This is a genomic window from Synechococcus sp. MU1651 (assembly GCF_023630635.1).
GTDB lineage: Bacteria > Cyanobacteriota > Cyanobacteriia > PCC-6307 > Cyanobiaceae > Parasynechococcus.
This window is the reverse complement of record NZ_JAKUHJ010000003.1, coordinates 95,092-114,327: the sequence shown is the minus strand read 5'-3', so window position 1 is coordinate 114,327 and position 19,236 is coordinate 95,092. Positions and strand designations below refer to the sequence as shown.

At 63.0% G+C, this 19,236-nt stretch carries 18 protein-coding genes; 9 read left to right on the top strand and 9 right to left on the bottom strand.

The genetic code is table 11. The annotated features are described in order from the left end of the window. Positions 1–8 precede the first annotated feature (8 nt). A complete protein-coding gene (locus NCN05_RS04645; RefSeq protein ID WP_250397195.1) occupies positions 9–818 on the top strand; it encodes a DUF3598 family protein in 810 nt (269 codons plus the stop codon). Here NCN05_RS04645 and NCN05_RS04640 read toward each other — a convergent pair. Genes NCN05_RS04640 through NCN05_RS04625 form a run of 4 tightly spaced genes read right to left on the bottom strand, consistent with a single transcriptional unit; the run spans position 803 to position 3,572 of the window. Continuing rightward, positions 803–2,053, bottom strand: coding sequence for a molybdopterin molybdotransferase MoeA (locus NCN05_RS04640; protein ID WP_250397194.1), 1,251 nt, complete (start codon positions 2,051–2,053; stop codon positions 803–805). The two genes, NCN05_RS04645 and NCN05_RS04640, sit on opposite strands and share 16 nt — an antisense overlap. After that, positions 2,037–2,513, bottom strand: coding sequence for a cyclic pyranopterin monophosphate synthase MoaC (moaC, locus tag NCN05_RS04635; RefSeq protein WP_250397193.1), 477 nt, complete (start codon positions 2,511–2,513; stop codon positions 2,037–2,039). The genes NCN05_RS04640 and moaC overlap by 17 nt, the downstream gene beginning before the upstream one ends. After that, positions 2,510–3,208, bottom strand: a complete 699-nt coding sequence (locus tag NCN05_RS04630) for a carbonic anhydrase (RefSeq protein WP_250397192.1) — start codon at positions 3,206–3,208, stop codon at positions 2,510–2,512. Before NCN05_RS04630 ends, moaC begins: the two co-directional genes overlap by 4 nt. Positions 3,209–3,260: 52 nt before the next feature. Next, a complete protein-coding gene (locus NCN05_RS04625; protein ID WP_115081340.1) occupies positions 3,261–3,572 on the bottom strand; it encodes a hypothetical protein in 312 nt (103 codons plus the stop codon). Between the two features lie 278 nt (positions 3,573–3,850). On the opposite strand from NCN05_RS04625, the gene NCN05_RS04620 reads away from it, so the two are divergent. After that, entirely contained in the window at positions 3,851–4,318 is a 468-nt protein-coding gene (locus tag NCN05_RS04620) for a nitrate reductase associated protein (RefSeq protein ID WP_250397191.1), read from the top strand. Here NCN05_RS04620 and NCN05_RS04615 read toward each other — a convergent pair. Together NCN05_RS04615 and NCN05_RS04610 are read right to left on the bottom strand one after the other, a co-directional pair. Next, on the bottom strand, positions 4,299–6,530 hold the full coding sequence (locus tag NCN05_RS04615; RefSeq protein WP_250397190.1) for a nitrate reductase: 2,232 nt from the start codon (positions 6,528–6,530) through the stop codon (positions 4,299–4,301). The genes NCN05_RS04620 and NCN05_RS04615 overlap by 20 nt on opposite strands. A gap of 82 nt (positions 6,531–6,612) precedes the next feature. Next, positions 6,613–8,154 carry a NarK family nitrate/nitrite MFS transporter gene (locus NCN05_RS04610; RefSeq protein WP_250397189.1) on the bottom strand — a complete coding sequence of 514 codons (1,542 nt, stop codon included), beginning with the start codon at positions 8,152–8,154 and terminating at the stop codon, positions 6,613–6,615. A 262-nt stretch (positions 8,155–8,416) separates the two neighbouring features. Between NCN05_RS04610 and NCN05_RS04605 the strand changes: the two genes are divergently transcribed. From NCN05_RS04605 to NCN05_RS04595, 3 genes are all read left to right on the top strand, one after another. Then, entirely contained in the window at positions 8,417–9,013 is a 597-nt protein-coding gene (locus tag NCN05_RS04605; RefSeq protein WP_284500281.1) for a molybdenum cofactor guanylyltransferase, read from the top strand. After that, complete coding sequence (locus tag NCN05_RS04600; protein ID WP_250397188.1) at positions 9,010–10,053, top strand: GTP 3',8-cyclase MoaA; 1,044 nt, start codon at positions 9,010–9,012, stop codon at positions 10,051–10,053. Before NCN05_RS04605 ends, NCN05_RS04600 begins: the two co-directional genes overlap by 4 nt. Before the next feature lie 79 nt (positions 10,054–10,132). Beyond that, the gene (locus NCN05_RS04595; protein ID WP_250397241.1) at positions 10,133–10,624 is read left to right on the top strand and encodes a redox protein; all 492 of its coding nucleotides are present in this window, start codon (positions 10,133–10,135) and stop codon (positions 10,622–10,624) included. On the opposite strand, the gene NCN05_RS04590 is transcribed toward NCN05_RS04595, so the two are convergent. Genes NCN05_RS04590 through NCN05_RS04580 form a run of 3 tightly spaced genes read right to left on the bottom strand, consistent with a single transcriptional unit; the run spans position 10,612 to position 13,948 of the window. Beyond that, positions 10,612–11,511: a transglutaminase family protein gene (locus tag NCN05_RS04590; protein WP_250397187.1), complete on the bottom strand. Its 900-nt coding sequence runs from the start codon at positions 11,509–11,511 to the stop codon at positions 10,612–10,614. The two genes, NCN05_RS04595 and NCN05_RS04590, sit on opposite strands and share 13 nt — an antisense overlap. Next, positions 11,484–12,479, bottom strand: coding sequence for an alpha-E domain-containing protein (locus NCN05_RS04585; protein WP_250397186.1), 996 nt, complete (start codon positions 12,477–12,479; stop codon positions 11,484–11,486). The genes NCN05_RS04590 and NCN05_RS04585 overlap by 28 nt, the downstream gene beginning before the upstream one ends. Beyond that, on the bottom strand, positions 12,473–13,948 hold the full coding sequence (locus NCN05_RS04580; protein WP_250397185.1) for a circularly permuted type 2 ATP-grasp protein: 1,476 nt from the start codon (positions 13,946–13,948) through the stop codon (positions 12,473–12,475). Before NCN05_RS04580 ends, NCN05_RS04585 begins: the two co-directional genes overlap by 7 nt. Before the next feature lie 317 nt (positions 13,949–14,265). On the opposite strand from NCN05_RS04580, the gene NCN05_RS04575 reads away from it, so the two are divergent. From NCN05_RS04575 to asnB, 4 genes are all read left to right on the top strand, one after another. Next, positions 14,266–15,696, top strand: a complete 1,431-nt coding sequence (locus tag NCN05_RS04575) for a sodium:solute symporter family protein (protein ID WP_250397184.1) — start codon at positions 14,266–14,268, stop codon at positions 15,694–15,696. A gap of 17 nt (positions 15,697–15,713) precedes the next feature. Continuing rightward, positions 15,714–15,842, top strand: a complete 129-nt coding sequence (locus NCN05_RS12505; protein WP_255325694.1) for a hypothetical protein — start codon at positions 15,714–15,716, stop codon at positions 15,840–15,842. A 161-nt stretch (positions 15,843–16,003) separates the two neighbouring features. Beyond that, positions 16,004–17,119 (top strand): aspartate/ornithine carbamoyltransferase family protein, encoded by a 1,116-nt coding sequence (locus NCN05_RS04570; RefSeq protein ID WP_250397183.1) that lies wholly within the window; start codon positions 16,004–16,006, stop codon positions 17,117–17,119. A gap of 9 nt (positions 17,120–17,128) precedes the next feature. Further along, on the top strand, positions 17,129–19,153 hold the full coding sequence (gene asnB / locus NCN05_RS04565; protein WP_250397182.1) for an asparagine synthase (glutamine-hydrolyzing): 2,025 nt from the start codon (positions 17,129–17,131) through the stop codon (positions 19,151–19,153). Positions 19,154–19,236 lie beyond the last annotated feature (83 nt).

Below are 19,236 nucleotides of genomic sequence, written 5' to 3'. Positions count from 1 at the left end.
TCACGGACATGACTGATCAATGGACCCTCAACCGCCGCAATTTTGCGGGCCATTGGCAGGGCTGTGGTTCTTGGTTTGAGCGGGACGGCAGCGGTCGGCTGGATCTGCAGCATCCGACCCGTCGGATCGACCCCACCACCTACGCGATTTCCTTTTCCGATGACGACCACGGGGTGTGGGATGGATCGGGTCTGGCCTTTGCCCCTGGGGGTAAGGCCACCTATCCCATCAGCCGGGCCACCTACAACGCCGGCGGAGGCTGCTGGCAGTTCCCCGGGGCGGGCGGTCAGTCCAGCCGGGGGTTGGATGCCGAGCGTCCCCGCTTCGGCCATGAGATCAACCTGTTCTGCGGTCGCTCCCGCTCGATGCTGGTGCTGCTCTGGGAACCGCTTGACGGCGGCTGGCGTTTGCAGCGTGTTGGGGTGGTGGGTTTTCGTTGCATGAACGGCACCGATCCCGAACCTGACCGTCCCGCATGCGGGACACCCGAGGCCCTGCTGGCGCCGGTGCAGGGATGGAGTGGCGAGCGGCAGATGCTCAAGCCGCAGGCGGGGGTGAACGGCCAGGCGGAGGACGCCGCTTCGCTGGTGTTCGATCCAAGCCAGCTGTTGCATAACGACTGCTCAGCGGTGATGCCCGACGGCCTGGTGTTCTCGGTGCCCAGTGAGCTCCCCAGTGCGCCCTTCAGCCTCGAGATCGGTGGCCGTCTCGGCGCTGACCTGTTTCAGCAGATCAGCATCCATTTCGATTCATCGGGCCAGCTCATGGCCTGGGAGCGCCGCTGCTTTCAGCCTGATACGGCTCAGAAAATCCGCTGACGAATCAGCTGGGCCCAGAGACGGGTGCCGCTTTCGAGCGGGCCGGCTTCCGCTGGCAGTTCCAGCAGCAGATCGGCCTGTTGCAGAGAACCGATCCTGGACGAGGCCTGCGAGCCATCCACCCGTGCCAGCAGCATTCCTGCGGCGTTGGTGTCGAGGCGGGCCCGAGCCAATTCCGGCCGTCCCGGTCGGCGGGACAACGGGTCGGCGAGTTCCACCATCACCCGGGGGAACAGTTCCGGTTCGCTCTGGCCCTCCAGAACCTGCAGGGCGGGCCAGAGCAGTTGCAGGGCGGTGACCGCCGCCGCCACGGGATTGCCCGGCAGACCGAAAAATGGCACGCCTTCGCCGATGCTGCCGAAGGCGAAGGGGCGCCCCGGGCGTAGGAACAGTTTCCAGAAGTCCACGGCACCCAGCTCCGCCACCAGTGGTCGGATCCAATCGGTGTCGCCAGCGGAGACGCCGCCGGTGCTCACCACCACGTCGCAGTCATGGGCCAGATCCAGCAGGGCCTGGCGCAGGGCGTCGGGTTGATCGGCCACCACCCGTCGCTGGGTCACCGATTGCCCGAGGGCCCGGAGCATCGTCTCCAGCAGCGTGCCGTTGCTCTCCCAGATCGCACCGGGTTGCCGCGCTGTTCCGGGTGGCACCAGCTCGTCCCCGCTGATCAGCAGCCCGATGCGGGGTTGCTGAGCAATGGTTAGGTCGGCAATGCCGCAGCCGGCGAGGCGTGCGAGATCGGCCGCACCGAGGCGCTCTCCAGCGGCCAGCAGCAGGTCTCCCGGTCTGCATTCCTCATCCTCGGGGCGAATCCAGGGACGATCCGACGCCTCTTTCACCAGTTGGAGGTTGGTGCCGTCCACGCTGATCAGCTCCTGGGGCAGCACCCAGCCGGCACCGTCCGGCAGTGGAGCGCCGGTGAGGATGCGGATTGCATCGCCGGTGGCCAGGGTTCCGTTGAAGGGCTGGCCGGCGGCGGAGCGTCCCTTCAGCTGCCAGGTGTCCCCAGGTTCGGGCTGGTGGCTCTGCCCCAGGGCGTAGCCGTCCATGATCGAGGCCCGAAACCCCGGAACGGCCGCGCTGGACAGCACATCCGCAGCGCTCACCCGGCCGAGGGCCTGCTGCAGCGGCACTGTGTTGCTGGCTGTGATCGGCTGAAGCGCCGCCAGAACCCGTCGACGTGCCTCTTCGAGGAGTAGCCCTTCGCGTCCGTAGGGCTCAGCGTTTCCAGACACCGTTCCGCCCTCCTTCCTTGAACTCCAGCTGGATCGCCTCGATCGTCATGGCTGGATCAACCGCCTTGAGCATGTCGTAAAGGGTCAGCAGCCCCACGGACACGGCCGTCATCGCTTCCATTTCCACCCCGGTCTGGCCGGTGGTGCGGCAACGGCAGTGGAGCACCAGGCCAGGCAGGGAGGCGTCGGCGTCGATCGACACATCCATGCCACTGAGTGGCAGCGGATGGCACAGGGGAATCAGCTCCCAGGTGCGTTTGGCAGCCTGGATCGCTGCCACCCGGGCGACCGCCAGCAGATCTCCTTTTGGTGTCTCGCCCCGCTGGATCAGGCTGAGGGTTGAGGCGTCCATGCGAATGGCGCCACGGGCATGGGCTTCGCGGTGGGTGGCCGGACGGTCCCCCACGTCCACCATGTGAACCTCGCCTTGCTGGTTCAGATGACTCAGGTTTTGCGTCATTCGATCAAGCTGACAACACCGCTGTTGAGTTGGAAACAACCCACCACCAGTTTCAGCGCACCGCTGGCTTTGGCCTCAGCCAGAACGGTGCTGCGTTGAATCAAGGTGGAGGCGCTGGCGAGGGCGTTGCGCCTCACGGCGTCCTCGAGATCGTTGCTGCCGTTGATGTTCTCCCGGATGGGTTGGATCAGCCGGTCCAGGGAGGGGGTCAGCGGGTTGGCGTCCATCGCCGCCGTAACGGCTCCACAGCCGCTGTGTCCCATCACCATCAGCAGCGGCGTTTTGAGAATGCTGACGCCGTACTCAATGGAGGCAATGGCTTCGGTGAATGCGGCGTTGCCGGCGTTGCGGATCACGAACAGTTCGCCAGGGGTGGTGTCGAACACCCAGTTCGGCGACACCCGTGAATCAGAGCAGGTGAGCACGGTGGCCCAGGGATGTTGGCTGGTGGCCAACGCCCTGGGGGAGTTGAAGCAGCGCGGGTCGGGATCCGCCGTTCGGGGCGTCGTTCCGTTGTTTTGCTCGGCCAGGCGCCAGGCCTCGGCAAACCGGCGGTTCCCCGCCATCAGAGCCTCGAGTGGATCATTCGGGATGCAGAACCCCTCCTCTGCTGCCTCAACGGGGCGCGCTTGCATCAGGGCGGCCAAGGCCAGGCCGCCCGTTCGCTGGAGGAAGTGACGGCGCTGAATCCCCATGCCGGCACCTTATGCGGGCCGGCTGGTGGGCTGTGCCACGTGGGCAGTGCGATCAGCGCTCGCCGAAGGGAGCCCAGAGGGTGGCTTCGGAGCCCACAACAGGCTCAACGGCGGGCTGGATGGCGGCAGTGGGTTGGGCTGTTGCGCCTGCGGTGGCACTGGCGATGTCGCGCTCGGCCAAGGGAGCCCAGAGAGCGGCAGGACCGGCAATCACCGGCTCCACGCCAGCTGCACCGGCCTGAACGGAAGCCGTCTGGCTGCGCACCAGTTGCACGGCGAGGGAACCCACGATGAAGGCACCCAGGAAACCGGCGGCCAGGGTGATGGGGCTGCGGCCGGAAGCGGACGAGATGCTGCTGGTCACGGCAGAAACTCTTTGAACAGAGCTTCAGTATGGAAAAAATTGGTGTGAACGACTACTAAACGGGTTAAATTGTGTAGCGGAATTAACAGTTTCTATGGGATCAAAGCCCTGCATGGGCTGCTGTTGGAGTGCTTCAGCCGTGACCCATCCATGGGACATTCCCAGCAGCATTCCGAGGGAGAGGGCGAAGCGCACAGACCAACATTTGTATCGAGGTAAACATCTCTGTTTCCATGGACTTCCGTTGTCATCATTGACACCGATCAAGGCTTTGGTTGATGTCCAGCCGCCGTAATTCCGCCAGCCATTGCTTTGCCTTTGAACAGGACTTCATCGGCAACTGGCGCTGCATCCCTCTGTGTGTGCGACGCAAATTGGATCTGTGTGGGGTGAAGTTGAAGCTCAACCACTGGCTTGAACTTTCCCAGGAGCAACGTCAAGCCCTGGTGGATTGGCCGGATGGGGCTGATGCTCTCGAGCAGCTTCGCCAACACCTGCGCGATTGCACGCGTTCCATGGCCGATGGCATGGCCAAGGATCTGCCACCGGTGAGTGGTGCCCCCTGGCAACAGCAGGCGGAGCTGCCCGCTGTGGTGCAGGAGGCGGCCATAGTGCGGGGTGTGGTGCTGACCCTGGAGCAGTGGATCCAGCTCAGCGAGCTGGATCGCTTTGCCTTGTGCAAGTTGGTTCGGCCTGGGCACGACCACCACAACCTTGAGGCAGCCTTCAGCGAAGTGCTGGTGTGAGCAGCCGGCGCAGGGCCTCCAATCGTCCTTTCTGCTGTTCAACGGGCTTCACCGCCGAGACGGCGGGAGCCACGATCACTGCGCAGGCCTTGAGTTCAGGCTGCTTCGACACCGGGCAGGCCTCGTCGTGCATGAGGGTGTTGGCTTCGCAGGCTTTCTCCTGGGCGAATCCCCAGTGCATCGGCAGGAAGACCGATCCACGCCGGATCCGATCGGTGACTTTCACTGTGGCGGTGAGGTGACCGCGGCGTGAGCTGATCGCCGCAAGTTCGCCGTTGCGCAGTTTCAACTCCTGCGCGTCAACGGGGTGAATCTCCAGCAGCGGCTCGGGATGCTGTTTCATCAGCCGTTCCACCTTGCCGGTGCGGGTCATCGTGTGCCACTGCCCCAGGTAGCGGCCCACTGTGAGCACCAGCGGATAGGTGTCGCAGGGGGGTTCCGCCAGTCCCAGCGGTTGATCGGTGCTGAAGCGGGCGCGTTTGTTGGGGGTGGCGAACAGATGGTTTTCGTAGAGGCGTTTGGCTTCTGTGGTGGGGCTGCTGCCGCTGGGATAGGGCCATTGCTGCGGTCCTTCGTCTTCCAGCAGCTCATGGCTGAGGCCGCTCACATCGCAAAGCCTGCCCTGGGTGAGAGCCGTGAATTCGGCGTAAACCTCAGCCGCTGATTCGAAGTCGAACTGCTCGCTGTAGCCCAGGCGCCGGCCCACCTCGGCAAACACCTCCCAGTCGGGACGGCTCTCGCCGAAGCGGCGCCGGTAGGCCGGGCAGTAAGTGACCCGCCGTTCGGAATTCGTCATGGCGCCGGCCTTCTCGCTCCACTGGGCTGCGGGCAACAGAAGATGGGCGTAGTGGGACGTTTCCGAGTCGGCGTAGGCCTCGCTCACCACCACCAGCGGGCACTTGTGCATGGCAGCTTTGACCCGGTCGAGATCCGGGAGGCTCACCAGGGGGTTGGTGGCGGCCACCCACCACAGATCCAGCGCCTCCTGTTCCATGGCTTCGATCTGCTGCCAGGCCGCCAATCCGGGCTTGGCGTTGATTCGTCCTGCCGGCAGCTTCCAGGCCTGTTCCACTTCGGCGCGGTGTTCGGCGTTGGCCACCAGGCGGTAGCCCGGCAGCAGGTGGGCTAGGCCTCCGGCTTCGCGTCCGCCCATGGCGTTGGGTTGGCCGGTGAGGGAAAACGGGCCCGCTCCTTGCTTGCCGATCTGGCCGGTGAGCAGATGCAGATTGATCAACCCCTGCACCACGGCCGTTCCTTCACGGCGTTGGTTCACTCCCATCGACCAGAGGCTGAGCACCTTCTCGCGCCGGTGGAACAGAGCCGCCACTTCCCGCAGGCGTTTTTCGGGGATGTTGCAGAACAGGGCCACCCGCCTTGGGGTCCATCGGGCGGCGACGTCAAAAAAGGCGTCGTAATTCTCGGTGTGGTCGTCGATGAAGGCCGGATCCTGGCCGTTTTCGCGCAGCACCAGGTGGGCAATGCCGTGCAGCAGGGCCAGGTCGCTGCCCGGTGCAATCGGAAGGTGGAGATCGGCGGCCTTGGCGGTGTCGGTGCGGCGTGGATCCACCACCACGATCTTCACGCTGCCGGGGTTTTTGCGTTTCCGCTTCAGCAGCCGCTGGAACAGCACCGGGTGGCATTCGGCCGTGTTGGTGCCGATCAGAAACGCCACTGTGCAGTGGTCGAGGTCTTCATAGCTGCAGGGGGGACCATCGGAGCCCAGGCTGCGGGTGTAGCCCGCCACCGCTGAGCTCATGCACAGCCGCGAGTTGGCGTCGAAATTGTTGGTGCCCAGGGCGCCTTTGAGCAGCTTCTGGGCGAGGTAGTAATCCTCGGTGTGGAACTGACCGGAGCCATACATGGCAATGCCATCGGCGTTGCCGCGCCGGGCCACGCTCGCCTGGATCTGGCCGGTGATTTTGTTGAGGGCGTCGTCCCAGCTGATCGGCGCGAAGTCGTCCTCAAGGGTTGGGCGGAACAGGGGTTGGCGCAGGCGGCCTGGGGCCAGGGTTTCGCCGACGGTGGCGCCCTTGATGCAGACCTGGCCAAGGCTGGAGGGGTGTTCGCGGTCGCCGCGGGCGGTCCACATCGGGTTGCCCTCGGCATCCCTTTTCACGGCCTCACCCTTCACGGCAGGAGGCAAAAGCTCCAAGCCACAACCCACGCCGCAGTAGGGGCACTGGCTGCGCACGCTGCGGGGTGAGTTGGTCATGCAGGAACCAAAAAAAGAACAAAACCCGGAGCCGAAGCTCCGGGTCGTTATGCAGCGACAGGGTGCTGCGGAGGGAGATGGATCAGGCGGTTTCGCCTTCGTGCAGGTCTGCGAAGGACCCCTTGGGCTCCTTTAGGAAGAAGAAGCAGAAGAAGGCCACGATCAGACCGGCCACGCCCAGGATCTGGAAGAAGGCACTGTTGGAAGCCGCGATCACCTCGGGGGTGGGTTCGCCGCCGCCGCCCATCCACATCGGCAGGAGGCTGAAGATGGTCAGGTAGGTCACAGCACCAACGTTGCCGTAGGCACCCACCAGGCCGGCCACCTGACCGGTGACGCGACGCTTGACCAGGGGCACCAGCGCGAAGGTGGCGCCTTCACCGGACTGCACGAAGAAGGAGGCGAGCATGGTGATCACCACGGCAACGGCAATGCCGGTGGTGCCGGTGAAGGTGCCGGGCTTGATCATGCTCATCACCAGGTAGCCCACGCCGAGACCGGCAGTGAGGAAGCCCATGGTGTTCTTGCGGCTGCCGACGCGGTCGGAGATCAGACCACCAGCAGGGCGGGCGACCAGGTTCACGAAAGCGAAGCAGGACGCCAGGATTCCGGCGGTGGCCTTCGGCAGATCGAAGGTGGTTTCAAAGAAGGTGGGCAGCATCGAAACCACGGCCAGTTCGGAGCCGAAGTTCACGATGTAGGTGAGCTCGAGGATCGCCACCTGGCGGAACTCATAGCGATCTTCCTTGGGATAAACCTTGTTGCCGAGGATCAGGTCGCGGTTGGTGCGGATGATTCCCCAGGTCTGGAAGGCAAACCAGACTGCGACGGCGCCGAGGGCCAGCGGATAGGTGCTTGCGGTGAGGAAGCCCACCTTGGACAGGCGCCAGCAGAGCACGCAGAGGATGGCTGCGAAGGGCACGTTCATGCCCAGAAGACCCCAGAAGTCGCGCATCGAGGTGACTTCCAGACCTGCGGTTTTCGCAGGGCGCTGATACGTCTTGCCGGGGGGGGTGTCGGTGACGTTGAAGAAGTAGAAGCAGCCGTAGACGGCCGAGACGATGCCGGTCAGAGCGATGGCACCGCGCCAGTTCAGAACAGCACCAGTGGGCAGTTCGAAGCCGCCGGAGAAGGAGAGGAAGCCAGCGAGGGCCACCATGGAGAGGGCGGAGAAGGCGGAGCCGAAGTTGCCCCAGCCGCCATAGATGCCTTCAGCCAGGCCGATTTCCTTGGGCGGGAACCACTCGGCCACCATGCGTATGCCGATCACGAAGCCGGCGCCAACGATGGAGAGCAGCAGACGGGCCACCACCAGCTGGTTGAAGTCCTGAGCGGACGCAAACAGCAGGCAGGGAATCGCCGAGAACACCAGGATCGAGGAGTAGGTGATCCGGGGTCCGAATTTGTCCAGCAGCATGCCGATCAGCACGCGCGCCGGAATGGTGAGGGCCACGTTGCAGATGGCCACTGTGCGGATCTGACCAACGGTCAGACCCAGGTCCGCTTTCACGGTGGTGGCTAGAGGGGCCAGGTTGAACCAGACCACGAAGGTCAGGAAGAAGGCGATCCAGGTCAGGTGAAGGGTTCGGTACCTGCCCTGGAACGACCAAAGGTCGCCAAGCATTGAGGAGAAGAGAAGGAACCTCGGGCTTCAAAAGGAAAGGTGCCCGGGGATGGCAAAACGGTCGAAAAGAGAATCCGTTTAACTCGCGCAGTTAATCAATTCGCCGACCCCTTGTTTGGTTGGATTGGTTACCGATTTGTGTTTTTGTGTTTCCGGGCAAACATCAATGGGGCTGATTGATCGGATCAGGTGATCTTGTGCCGCAGCGGTTTGGTAGCGGTTGCGACTTTTGTGGGTTGTTGGACTTTGCTGGTGCAGATTGTTGGTCGACGATGTGAATCAAGGCTTGCGGGTTTGTGTGCTCAGTGGCGGAAGCAGCCGTCGCATGGGGCGTGACAAGGCCCTCTTGCCGCACCCCTCCGGTGGTGTCTGGCTCACGGCCCTGGTCGACCAGCTGTTGCCGCTCGGTCATCCGTTGCAGGTGTTGAGTCGTCATCCCGTGCACGCAGAGCTGCTGGCCCACCGGCCCGGATGTTCCGTGCTGCTGGAACCCCCTCCCTGGAATGGCCCCCTGCAGGCGCTGGCCAGGCTGTTGCCGTCTCAGCCTGGAGAGGCCTTGTTGGTGCTGCCGGTGGACATGCCGCGTTTGCGCACGGCCGTTGTCCAGCAGCTGATCGCAGCCTGGAATCGTGCCCCGGAGCAAGCAGCGGTGGCCCATGACGGGCAACGGCTGCAGCCGTTGCTGGCGGTGATCCCCTCCGGTTCTCCCTTCCGCTCCTGCCTTGATCAGCAACTGCAACGCGGAGAGTTGCGCTGGATGGACTGGTTGACCTGCGTTCCCCATCAGGCGGTGCGCTTGCCTGCGGAGGCGTTGGTGAATGCCAACTGCCCTGCAGATCTGGCAGCGTTGGAGGGATGAGCACGTCGCTGCCGCTTGCAGACCGCCTCAACCGGCCCATCGGGGTGCTGCGGTTGTCGCTCACGGCCCGTTGCAATCTCGCCTGTCCGTACTGCTGTCCGGATGTGGAGGAGCCCCCTGGCCTGCTCACCCTTGAGCAGCAGATTCGCGTGATTCGTGTGGCCACGCGCCTGGGGGCACAAACGTTGCGGCTCACCGGTGGAGAGCCGTTGTTGAGCCGGCGTTTGTTGCCTTTGCTGGAGGCGGTGGCGCAGGCCCGGCGGGATCGTTCGGATCCGATGGCCGGTTTGCATGCTGTAGCGCTCACCAGCAATGGGGTGCTGTTGTCGGAACCGATGGCGCGGGCGTTGCGTGCCGCAGGGCTGGATCGCATCACCATCAGCCTGGATGCGGCGGAAGGGGAAGCAGCGGCGCGCATGGCTGGCCTCCAGGGTGGTGCCGTGGCTGGGGAACGCCTGGTGCGCCAGGTGCAGGACGGCATCGCGGCGGCCTGCGCCGCTGGCTTTGACCCCTCACGCGGTGGGCTCAAGCTCAATGCCGTGATCCAACGGGGGATCAATGACGATCAGCTGGTGCCTTTGGCCGCTTTGGCCCGGCAGCAGGGGATGGAGCTGCGTTTGATCGAATACATGGATGTGGGCAACCGCAACCAGTGGACGCTGGACCAGGTGCTGCCGGCGGCGCAGATGGTGGAGCACATTCATGCCCGTTGGCCCCTGGAGCCTTTGGGTCGACCGCGGGGTGGCACGGCCCGGCGTTGGCGCTACGGCGATGGCGCTGGATCCATCGGTGTGATCGCCTCCATCAGTGAGCCGTTCTGCGGGGATTGCAACCGCTTGCGTGTCACCGCCGATGGGCAGGCGTTCACCTGCCTGTTTTCTGCTGAAGGCACCGATCTCAAACCCGCGCTCGCGTCGGAGCTTCAGCTTGAGCAGGCCATGCGCCAGCTCTGGCAGCGGCGTCAAGACCGCTACAGCGAGGAGCGTGATCCAGGCGCCGCTGCGTCAACCCATGCGGAAATGGCGTATCTGGGGGGCTGAACCGTCGTGATCGTCACCGTTTTTGCGTGATGCCCTCGGTACAACGGGGCAGCTGAAGGATCCCTCAGGATCCATCGACATGTTTGAACTGCTGGCCTACGAGCGCTTCCGCGACACCCCTTCGGTTCGTTTTTTCGACGTAACCGTGGACACCTCGAATGCGCGCGACCTGGTGATTCACAGCGGCCCGGCGGTGTCGCCCCCCAACGACCCGCAGAGCGGAGCCTGGCAGTTCTATCTGCATCCTCATCAGGAAGACAATCTGCTCGCGGCCAGTGGCGGCAGAACCTTCTTCCTGGTGAACCTGGCCTGGGAACAGCCGTTCCACATCGTTCGGCTCGAGAGCGGTGGTGACATCCTTCGCATCCCTCCTGGCACATTCCACCGTTCGATCTCCGATCCCGATGGTTCCGTCGTTCTGAACCAGGCGGTTCGTGAGGAGGGCGCGTCTCTGGTGCGGGAATTCCGCGTCTACAACAGCGCCGAGATCCCGGCCTTGATGGCAGCCACCCACAGCTCGGCGCCGAAGCCCCAGTTGCACGGGGTGGAACCGTTGCTTCAGGCGGCCTGAACCAGGTTGTGTGAAGGGGTTTCCGTTGCGGAGGCGTCCTCGCTGATCTGAATCAGCCAGTTCAGTTCACTGTTTGTTCCTGGGGGCCCGCTGAAGCTGCCGCTCACGGCTGCGGTGAGTTCTGGCTTGGAGGAGGTGGCCAGCACCACATAGCGCTCGTTGACTTCCATCCCGGCACTGGGGTCAAAGCCCCGCCAGCCCGCTCCCGGCAGGTAAACCTCCGCCCAGGCATGCAGGTCGTACTCCTTCGGGGGAGGTTGCTGCAGTTGATAGCCGCTCACAAATCGGGCCGGAAGACCCACCACGCGGCAGCAGGCCACCATCAGCATGGCCAGATCACGGCAGGAGCCGATCCGTTCGCGCAGGGTTCGGCCCGCCGGCCAGGCCGGTCCCACATGGCGTTGGGTGTATTTCACCCGCTCCTGAATCAGTTCAATCAGTTGCTTCAGAAAAGCCAGGGTTTGCTGGTTGCTGCCCATCAGGGCTTCCTGGGTGAGGTCGATGGCCGAGGGTTCGTGCTGGCCGTTGGGCAACCAGCCCTCTAGGGCTCCCTGCAGATCGCTGTTGAGCTGGCCCCGTGGGTAGGGCAGAGGTGGTTCCAGTCCGTTGAAGCAGCTCTCCAGTGGGGGTGCTGGGCGGGTCTCCACCAGGCTGCGGGCCTCAAAGATCAGTTCGTCAGTGCTGCCGAGAAAGCGGAGCCGTTGGATTTCATCGCCGCTGGCGGCCACCAGTTCCCGACTTTGCTCCGGTTCCGGCAGCACGTTGAGTTGGTGCTCCAGCAGGGTCTGAAACCCCTGCCCTCGAGGCCTCAGACAAAGGCGATGTTCTCCGAGGAACACCGGGGCGTCATACCGATACGTCAGGCGGTGAACGATGAGAGCACGCATGCGGGATCGGTGGGGGTGGAATGGAGGTCGGCGCTGGTGAAGTAGCGGGTCTGAATCAGGTTGTGGAGTTGGTTGAGGTCCTGCTGAAGCTGGTCAATGGCTTCATGCAGACCGGCTTCGATCAGGTTGTCGATCCGCACATAGCTCCAGCGGGCCAGGAGTTGTCCGCGCAAGCAGTCGAGGTCATCCGGGGTGTATTGGTTTGGCTGCTGCTGAATCTGTTGCAACGTGTCGCTGATGCCCTGCAGGCAGTACCTCACCGAGCGAGGAAAGATGGGGTCCAGCAGCAAAAAGCGGGCCACGGAGGCAGGGCTGATCGCGTGCTGCATGCTCTGCCGGTACATCTGATAAGCCCCCGCTGTGCGCAGCAGGGTGATCCATTGCAGTTCATCCAGCACGCCGCCCACCTCCTCAGGGGAGGGCAGCAGCAGGAAGTATTTGACGTCGAGGATGCGGGAGGTTTTATCGGCCCGTTCGATTAGACGTCCCAGCTGACTAAACAGCCAACTCAGATCACGGCTCAAAGTGGTGTCGGTGATCCCGTACACGAGCTGGCAGCCGCGGCGGATGATCCGCAGTTGCTCCTGCACCGGTTCCCGCCAGATGTCTTCGTCGTCCTGCAGGCTCCAGTGCAGATCATTGATCTGCTCCCACATCTCCGTGGTGATCACATCCCTGATCTGCCGTGCGTTTTCCCGCGCCATCGCAATGCAACTCACGATGCTGTTGGGATTGCTGCGGTCCAGCAGCAGGAAGCGCACCACTTGTTTGGGCGTGGCACCGGGGTAGGCCGTATCGAAGCGGTGGCGATCCCCCGTCACCTCCACCAGCGGCAGCCACGGTTCGGCGCTGCCCGGAGGACAGTCCAATGCCATCGCTTCACTCACTTCCAGAAAGCGCGAGATGTTTTCGGCGCGTTCTAGATAGCGGTTGATCCAGTAGAGCGAATCGGCAACGCGGCTCAGCACGGCACAGCCTCCTGGGCTTGCGGTGCTGCCATCGTTTGATCGTCGACGATCCAGGTGTCCTTGCAGCCGCCCCCCTGGGACGAATTCACCACCAGCGAGCCCCGCTTGAGGGCCACGCGCGTCAGCCCCCCTGGACTCACCCAGCTGCTTGCGCCGCGCAGCACATAGGGGCGCAGATCCACGTGGCAGGGGTAGAGCTCTCCGTCACTGAGGGACGGCACTGTGGAGAGTTGCAGCGTGGGCTGCGCGATGAAGTTGCGGGGATTCGCACGGATCTTCGTGTCGAAGTCCGCCAGCTCCGATCGGCTGGCCTGGGGGCCGATCAGCATTCCGTAGCCCCCAGCTTCCGCCACCGACTTCACCACCAGTTGCTCTAGGTGTTCGAGCACATAGCGCTGATCGTCTGGCCGGGCACAGAGGTAGGTGGGAACGTTCTCGATGATCGGCTCCTCATCGAGGTAGTAGCGGATCATCGCCGGCACGTGGGCATAGATCAGCTTGTCGTCGGCGATGCCGGTGCCAGGGGCGTTGGCGATGGCGACCCGTCCTTGCCGTAGCACTTCGATCAGGCCCGGCACCCCCAGCATCGAGTCCTTACGGAACACAGTGGGGTCAAGAAAATCATCGTCGATGCGGCGGTAGATCACATCCACGGGTTCCAGGCCATTGGTGCTGCGCATCCACACCCGTCCGCCTTCGCACACCAGATCGCGCCCCTCAACCAGGTGAATGCCCATTTCTTGGGCCAGGTAGCTGTGTTCGAAATAGGCGCTGTTGAACACCCCGGGCGTCAGGATCGCCACGCGGGGGGTGTCACTCCAGGGCGCCAGGTCTTGAAGGGTGCGCAGCAGATGGGAGGGATAGTCGTCGATCGGTTGAACGGCACGTCCTTCGAACAGGCCAGAGAACAACCGTTTCATCACCCGACGGTTCTCGAGGAAGTAGGCCACCCCTGAAGGACAGCGCAGGTTGTCTTCCAGCACCCGCCAGGTGCCCTTGCCGTCGCGGATCAGGTCGAGCCCGGAGATGTGGCACCAGCGGTTGAGGGGCAGGCTGATGCCCTGCATCTGAGGTCGCCAACCGGAGGAACTTTCCACGTCTTCCCGTGGGATCACACCGTCGTTGAGGATCTGCTGGGGGCCATAGATGTCAGCGAGGAAGCAGTCGATGGCTTCCAGGCGTTGCAGCAGTCCCCGCTCCAGGGTCATCCAGTCGCTGCGGCCGATCAGCCGGGGCAAGGGATCGAAGGGGAGGATTCGTTCGCTGCCTTTGAGCCCGGAATCGTTGAGGCGGAAGGTGGCGCCGAGGCGACGCAGCAGCTGGCTGGCTGAGGCATGGCTGCGGTTGAGCTCAGGCAATCCCATCTGCCCCAGTGATGCCAGTAGTGGGGCCAGATCGGCGCGTGGTGTGGCCGTTTCACCGCAGAAATATTCGTCGAATCCGACCGTCGGTTTGTAGTCGGTGAACATCCTGATCGCACAAGCGAGGCGTATCCAAGGCGTCGCCCCAACCCCCTTCGGGTGGTGGTTGCTACACATTCCGCAATTTCAGGCGACCAGGCGCTGGTCACCTGTTGTTTGGGTATCCGTAGGCACCTGAATCGAGGCCATGGGGCCAAGGGCAGGGTGCCTCCTTTGCTTATCTGTTTCTGGAGTTCAAACGCTCTTCGCCTTGGATGAATTGCTCTGGGCGCGTCTGATCTTTGCCCTTGGTGCCGTTGTGACTGCGGCGACGGTGGTGATGATTCTGCGCGGACACTTGTATTGGAACCGCAGGGGGTCGACGGATGCCCGCTGACTCGGTTCCCTTCCTTCAGCCCGGGATCGCCTGGGCGTTGGTGGTGCTGTTCTCTGTTCTCTGGGTGGCGCTGGGGATTGCCTGGGGCCGGCGCGGTCAAGGCAATGCTGATGACTACATGCTGGCGGGGCGCAACATCGGGCTTGCCCTGAGCACGGCCACGTTGATGGCCTCCTGGGTCACCGGCAACACCACCCTGCTCGCCCCTGAATTCGGCTACAAAACCGGCCTCTGGGGCATGTTCAGCTATGCCCTGGCCGGGCTTGGCCTGATTCTGTTCGCCCCCCTGGCCTCGCGGATCAAGCAGTTGATGCCCAACGGGCGCACCAGCGGCGACTTCATTCGCCTGCGCTACGGGCGTCTGGCCTGGTGGGTGTTCATGGTGATCACCGCGATCTACACCCTGGGCTTTCTGATGACCCAGGCGATGGGTGCTGGCCTGCTGCTGCAGGCGCTTTCAGGCTTTGATTACCACGTGGGAATGGTGGTGGTGATCGGTGTCGCCACCGTCTACACCCTGTTCGGCGGGATGCGGGCCGTGATCGGCACCGATTTCATCCAGTCGCTGTTGATCATGGTCCTGCTGGCGGTGGTGGCGGTGCTCGCCTTCCGTCAATTCCCGATGCCTGAGGTGCATGCCTCTTTGGTGGCCCGGCATCCCGATCGGCTTGATTTGCTGCTGCCGGCGGGCTTGTTGATTGCCTGGAATTCCGCCCTCTTTTCGATGGGCGAGGTCTTTCACAACAACATCTGGTGGTCCCGGGTTTTCGCCAGTCGGCGCTCGGTGGTGATGACCTCCTTCGTGTTGGGTGGAATCGCCTGGATGAGTGTGCCGATGGTGACGGGCTCCATTGGCCTGGTGGCCCTGGCCCGTGAGTTGCCCCTCGAGCAGGTGAACATGGTGTTCCCCGTGATGGCAGCCGATCTGCTCGGGGCCGGCGGCGCGGCCTTGGTGTTTGTGGTGGTGTTTGCCTCACTCACCTCCACCCTCGATTCCTTGTTGGCATCCACCGCCGATCTGTTGGCGGAGGATGTGTACTTCCGCCTGTTGCAACCTCAGGCCAGCGACCTGCAGCTCAAGCAGGCGGCGCGGCTCATGGTGGTGGGACTGGCCGTCGTCACCCTGGCGTTGTCCTGGCCACGGCTGGATTCGCTTGCGTCGGTGCTGTTTTTCACCGGTGCCCTGGTGGCATCCACGGTCTGGCCGGTGGCCTGCGGTTTGTACTGGCGTACAGCCAACCGTACGGCTGCCATTGCGGCCATGCTCGCCGGCAGCGTTGTGGGCCTGCTCGCCTATGTGCTGATCGCGCCTTACTGCGCTGCTGTGTTTTCGGCGGCCGTGTCGGCGATTGTGATGCTGATGGGCAGTCGGTTCTGGCCGGAACGCTTCGACTTCACCTTGTTGCAGGAGGAGGGATGATCCAAACGCTTCCTTTGATGGCCGGCCTTGTTGGTCTGTCCGGCTTTCAGTTTTTGCTGGTGGCCAGTCAGTTCGCCCTGGTGCTGTCGGTGCTCGTGTTGCTGCTGATTTGGTGGGTGGAGTGGCGCAATGGCCGGGTTTGGTGATGTCTCCTTTAGCCGTCCACCCCAGCACAATCCTTTCCGGATCTTTGCTTAAGAAGCTGCTTCTTCGTGGACGAAGCAGTGTGGTTGTTGTTACCGGTGAAAGATGTAGTTCCTGGCTTTAGCACTCGGTTTGGCAAACAGAGTGTTGATCCGATCCCGCTATGGCACAGGCCAAAACAGCAGTTGTGGACGCGTCTTCGGTTCAGATTCGGTTTGAGCCGATGGGGCCCGATGTCTACGGGCAGAACCAACCCCAGGAGCTGCTGGCTGCCATTGCTGAAGACGTTGAGCCTTTGAAGGATTTGGTGGATCAGCACGTGGTGTCGATCCAACCGTTTCGCCCCGAGGTTTTGTTGCAGGTGTTTCGGCTGGCGGCGAAATTTGAGAGCAATCCAGATCGCTATTGCCGTCACAACACGCCGCTCACCGGCAAGATTCTGATCAACGCGTTTTACGAACCGAGCACGCGCACGCGGCTGTCTTTTGACAGTGCTTGGCACCGACTCGGCGGTACTTCCATCAACATCACCGACAGGGCCACCACAGGGATCGCCAAGGGCGAGTCTCTCGAAGATGTCGCCCATATGTTCAACAACTACGGCGATTGTGTGGTGCTTCGGGACAGCGATCCCGGTGCCGTTTACGCGATGACGTCCACCCTTCGGATCCCGATCATCAACGCTGGAAATGGGATCGATGAGCATCCCACCCAGGCGATGGCCGATCTGTACACGATCTTCAAGTGGCGCCCCAAGCTCGCTGAAGCTGAAGTGGCACCCGCTGATCGGATTCGCATTGGGATTGTCGGAATCCCTTCGCGGATGCGAACGGTTCGCTCCCTGTTGAGGATCCTGGCCAAATTCCCGCAGACCGTGGACGAGGTGGTGGTGATTCACGCCCCCGAGTTGGAGCCGGATCAGCCGCTGTTCGACCCAGGACAGTTGGAGGAGCTTGAAGCTTGTGGCATGAAGGTGCGCTCCAGCACGGATCTTCAGGCTGAAGTGCCCGACTTGGATGTCGTTTACATCAATGCCATTGCCTGGGTCGGCGACTCCTATGAAGTACACGGCGGAGGATTCCGCCTCACCTGCGACATGCCGTTCAAACCGGAAGCGATCGTGCTCCATCCCTTGGCGCGGGGAGCGGAACTCAGCACCTGCCTGGATGACACGCCCCACAACTGGTATTTCAGCCAGGCCAGGGGAGCCGTGTTCCTGCGGATGGCCCTGCTCACCTGCATGGTGGATCGGGCCGAACGCGTGATGGATGTGATCTGAGGCGGGCTGATGTGCGGAATCGGAGGTGTTTTCAACGCAGACCGTCAACAGACGGTGGACCGCCAGCTGCTGGTCAACATGGCGGCGATTCAGGCCCATCGCGGGCCCGATGGCTTCGGCGTTGAGGTGCTCGATCAGGCCGGCGTCGGCTTCTGCCATGCCCGCCTTTCGATCATTGACCTGAATGAGTCACGGGCCCGGCAGCCCTTCCTCACCGATGACGGTGAGGTGCTGATGGCTCATAACGGTGAGTTCTACGACTTCCAGCGGATCAGGGCTGACCTCACCGCCCAGGGTGTGCGCTTCAGCAGCAAGAGCGATTCCGAGATCCTGCTGCGGCTGTATCAACGCCAGGGCTTGGACGCGACGCTGCCCCTGTTGCGCGGTGAGTTCGCTTTCGCCTTGTTTGATCGGTCCGAAGACTGCCTCTACCTGGTGCGGGATCGCTTCGGCATCAAACCGCAGTACTGGGCGATGACGCCTGAGGGTCTGGTGTTCGGTTCTGAATTGAAGGTGCTGTTCGCCCATCCGGCGGTGGAGCGACGTTTTACCTCGGAGGGTCTGTTCCACCAGTTGATGCAGACCATGGTTCCCGGCACCACAGCCTTTGCAGGGGTGCATCAGGTGAAGCCCGGCCATGTGCTGAAGGTGCAACGGGTGAATGGGCATCTGGAGGTGTCGGAGTCGACCTACTGGGACGTCGACTTTCCGCGCAAGGATCAGCGGGACTCCAGCCGCACTGAGGCAGAGCACATCGCTGCCGTTCGTGCGGCCTTGCTGGAGGCGGTAGAGCTGCGCATGGTGGCCGATGTGCCAGTGGGTTGTTATCTCTCCGGCGGCATCGACAGCTGTTCGATCCTCGGCTTGGCCTCAGCCGTGAGCCAGGCACCGGTGAAGGCGTTCACGATCGGCTTTGACGACGCCCGCTACGACGAGTCGCCGATTGCTCGGGAGATGGCCGAGGCCACCGGTGCTGAGCAGGATCTGATGCGTCTCTCGGGTCAGGAGCTCTATGGCCACATGGAACGCACCATCTGGCATGCCGAGCGAACGATCTACAACACCCTGGCGGTGGCCAAGTTCTTGATGAGCCGCCATGTCAATGATGTGGATTACAAGGTGGTGATGACTGGCGAAGGCTCAGATGAGCTGTTCGGCGGCTATCCCGCCTTCCGCCGCGACATGTTCCTCCACGGTCTCGATGACCTGCCGCAGGAGGAGCGCGCCAGCTGGGAAAGCCTGCTGCAGCAGTCCAATGCCCTGGTGAAAGGGGCGATGCTGGCTGAATATCAGGTGGATGACCCCGATCTCGATGCGGTGGTCGGCTTCACCCCCAGTTGCCTGCAGCCCTGGCTGGCCTGCGCGCCCTTGGTGCCGGAGCTTCTGGCGGAGTCCCACGCCAAGGCCCTGGAGGGTTACTCCCCGGGCAAGGCGATTGCCGCGCAACTGGATGCGGATCAACTGGACGGGCGCCATGCCCTGGACAAGGCCCAGTACGTCTGGATCAAGACCATGCTGGAGGGTCAGATCCTCACCTGGGGTGGCGACCGGGTTGACATGGCCAATTCCATGGAGGCGCGACCCGCCTTCCTCGATCACCATCTGGCCTCGGTGGCGGTGCAGGTGCCGCCCGAACTGCGGATCAAGGGGAAAACCGAGAAATACGTGCTGCGGGAAGCCATGGCGGGCCTGTTGCCGGAGGTGTTGTACCGGCGTGAGAAGTTCGCCTTCATGGCACCGCCAGCCCACACGGAGCCTGAGAAGTGGGAGCAGATGAAGCAGCTCGCCGACGATTACCTCAGTGATGAGGCGATCGATGCCGCTGGTTTGTTGAGCAAAGCCGGTGTGCGTGCCTTGTTTGCCCGTCACGAGGACCCGGCCACCACCGATGCTGAGCGTGTGCAGATGGATGCGGTGATCAATCACCTGCTGGGAGTGCAGATGCTGCACCGCATGTTTGTGGCGGAAGACGTGCCAGCTCTGGCCCGCCGGGAGGCGGACCGCCTGGGCTGGCGGGTGCTGATGCCCGTTTGAATTCTTTGATCAGGGTTAAATCGTTGCGCTAGCTACAGGCCGATCGGTCCTTTCAGGTGAAGGTACTGGTTCCTTTGAACTGA

What these genes read in the sequence shown, in the direction of transcription:
- NCN05_RS04645 (WP_250397195.1), top strand. Translation starts at nt 9, where the DNA reads ATGACTGATCAATGGACCCTCAACCGCCGCAATTTTGCGGGCCATTGG.
- moaC (WP_250397193.1), bottom strand. Translation starts at nt 2,513, where the DNA reads ATGACGCAAAACCTGAGTCATCTGAACCAGCAAGGCGAGGTTCACATG.
- NCN05_RS04630 (WP_250397192.1), bottom strand. Translation starts at nt 3,208, where the DNA reads ATGGGGATTCAGCGCCGTCACTTCCTCCAGCGAACGGGCGGCCTGGCC.
- NCN05_RS04620 (WP_250397191.1), top strand. Translation starts at nt 3,851, where the DNA reads ATGTCCAGCCGCCGTAATTCCGCCAGCCATTGCTTTGCCTTTGAACAG.
- NCN05_RS04615 (WP_250397190.1), bottom strand. Translation starts at nt 6,530, where the DNA reads ATGACCAACTCACCCCGCAGCGTGCGCAGCCAGTGCCCCTACTGCGGC.
- NCN05_RS04610 (WP_250397189.1), bottom strand. Translation starts at nt 8,154, where the DNA reads ATGCTTGGCGACCTTTGGTCGTTCCAGGGCAGGTACCGAACCCTTCAC.
- NCN05_RS04600 (WP_250397188.1), top strand. Translation starts at nt 9,010, where the DNA reads ATGAGCACGTCGCTGCCGCTTGCAGACCGCCTCAACCGGCCCATCGGG.
- NCN05_RS04595 (WP_250397241.1), top strand. Translation starts at nt 10,133, where the DNA reads ATGTTTGAACTGCTGGCCTACGAGCGCTTCCGCGACACCCCTTCGGTT.
- NCN05_RS04590 (WP_250397187.1), bottom strand. Translation starts at nt 11,511, where the DNA reads ATGCGTGCTCTCATCGTTCACCGCCTGACGTATCGGTATGACGCCCCG.
- NCN05_RS04580 (WP_250397185.1), bottom strand. Translation starts at nt 13,948, where the DNA reads ATGTTCACCGACTACAAACCGACGGTCGGATTCGACGAATATTTCTGC.
- NCN05_RS04575 (WP_250397184.1), top strand. Translation starts at nt 14,266, where the DNA reads ATGCCCGCTGACTCGGTTCCCTTCCTTCAGCCCGGGATCGCCTGGGCG.
- NCN05_RS12505 (WP_255325694.1), top strand. Translation starts at nt 15,714, where the DNA reads ATGGCCGGCCTTGTTGGTCTGTCCGGCTTTCAGTTTTTGCTGGTGGCC.
- NCN05_RS04570 (WP_250397183.1), top strand. Translation starts at nt 16,004, where the DNA reads ATGGCACAGGCCAAAACAGCAGTTGTGGACGCGTCTTCGGTTCAGATT.
- asnB (WP_250397182.1), top strand. Translation starts at nt 17,129, where the DNA reads ATGTGCGGAATCGGAGGTGTTTTCAACGCAGACCGTCAACAGACGGTG.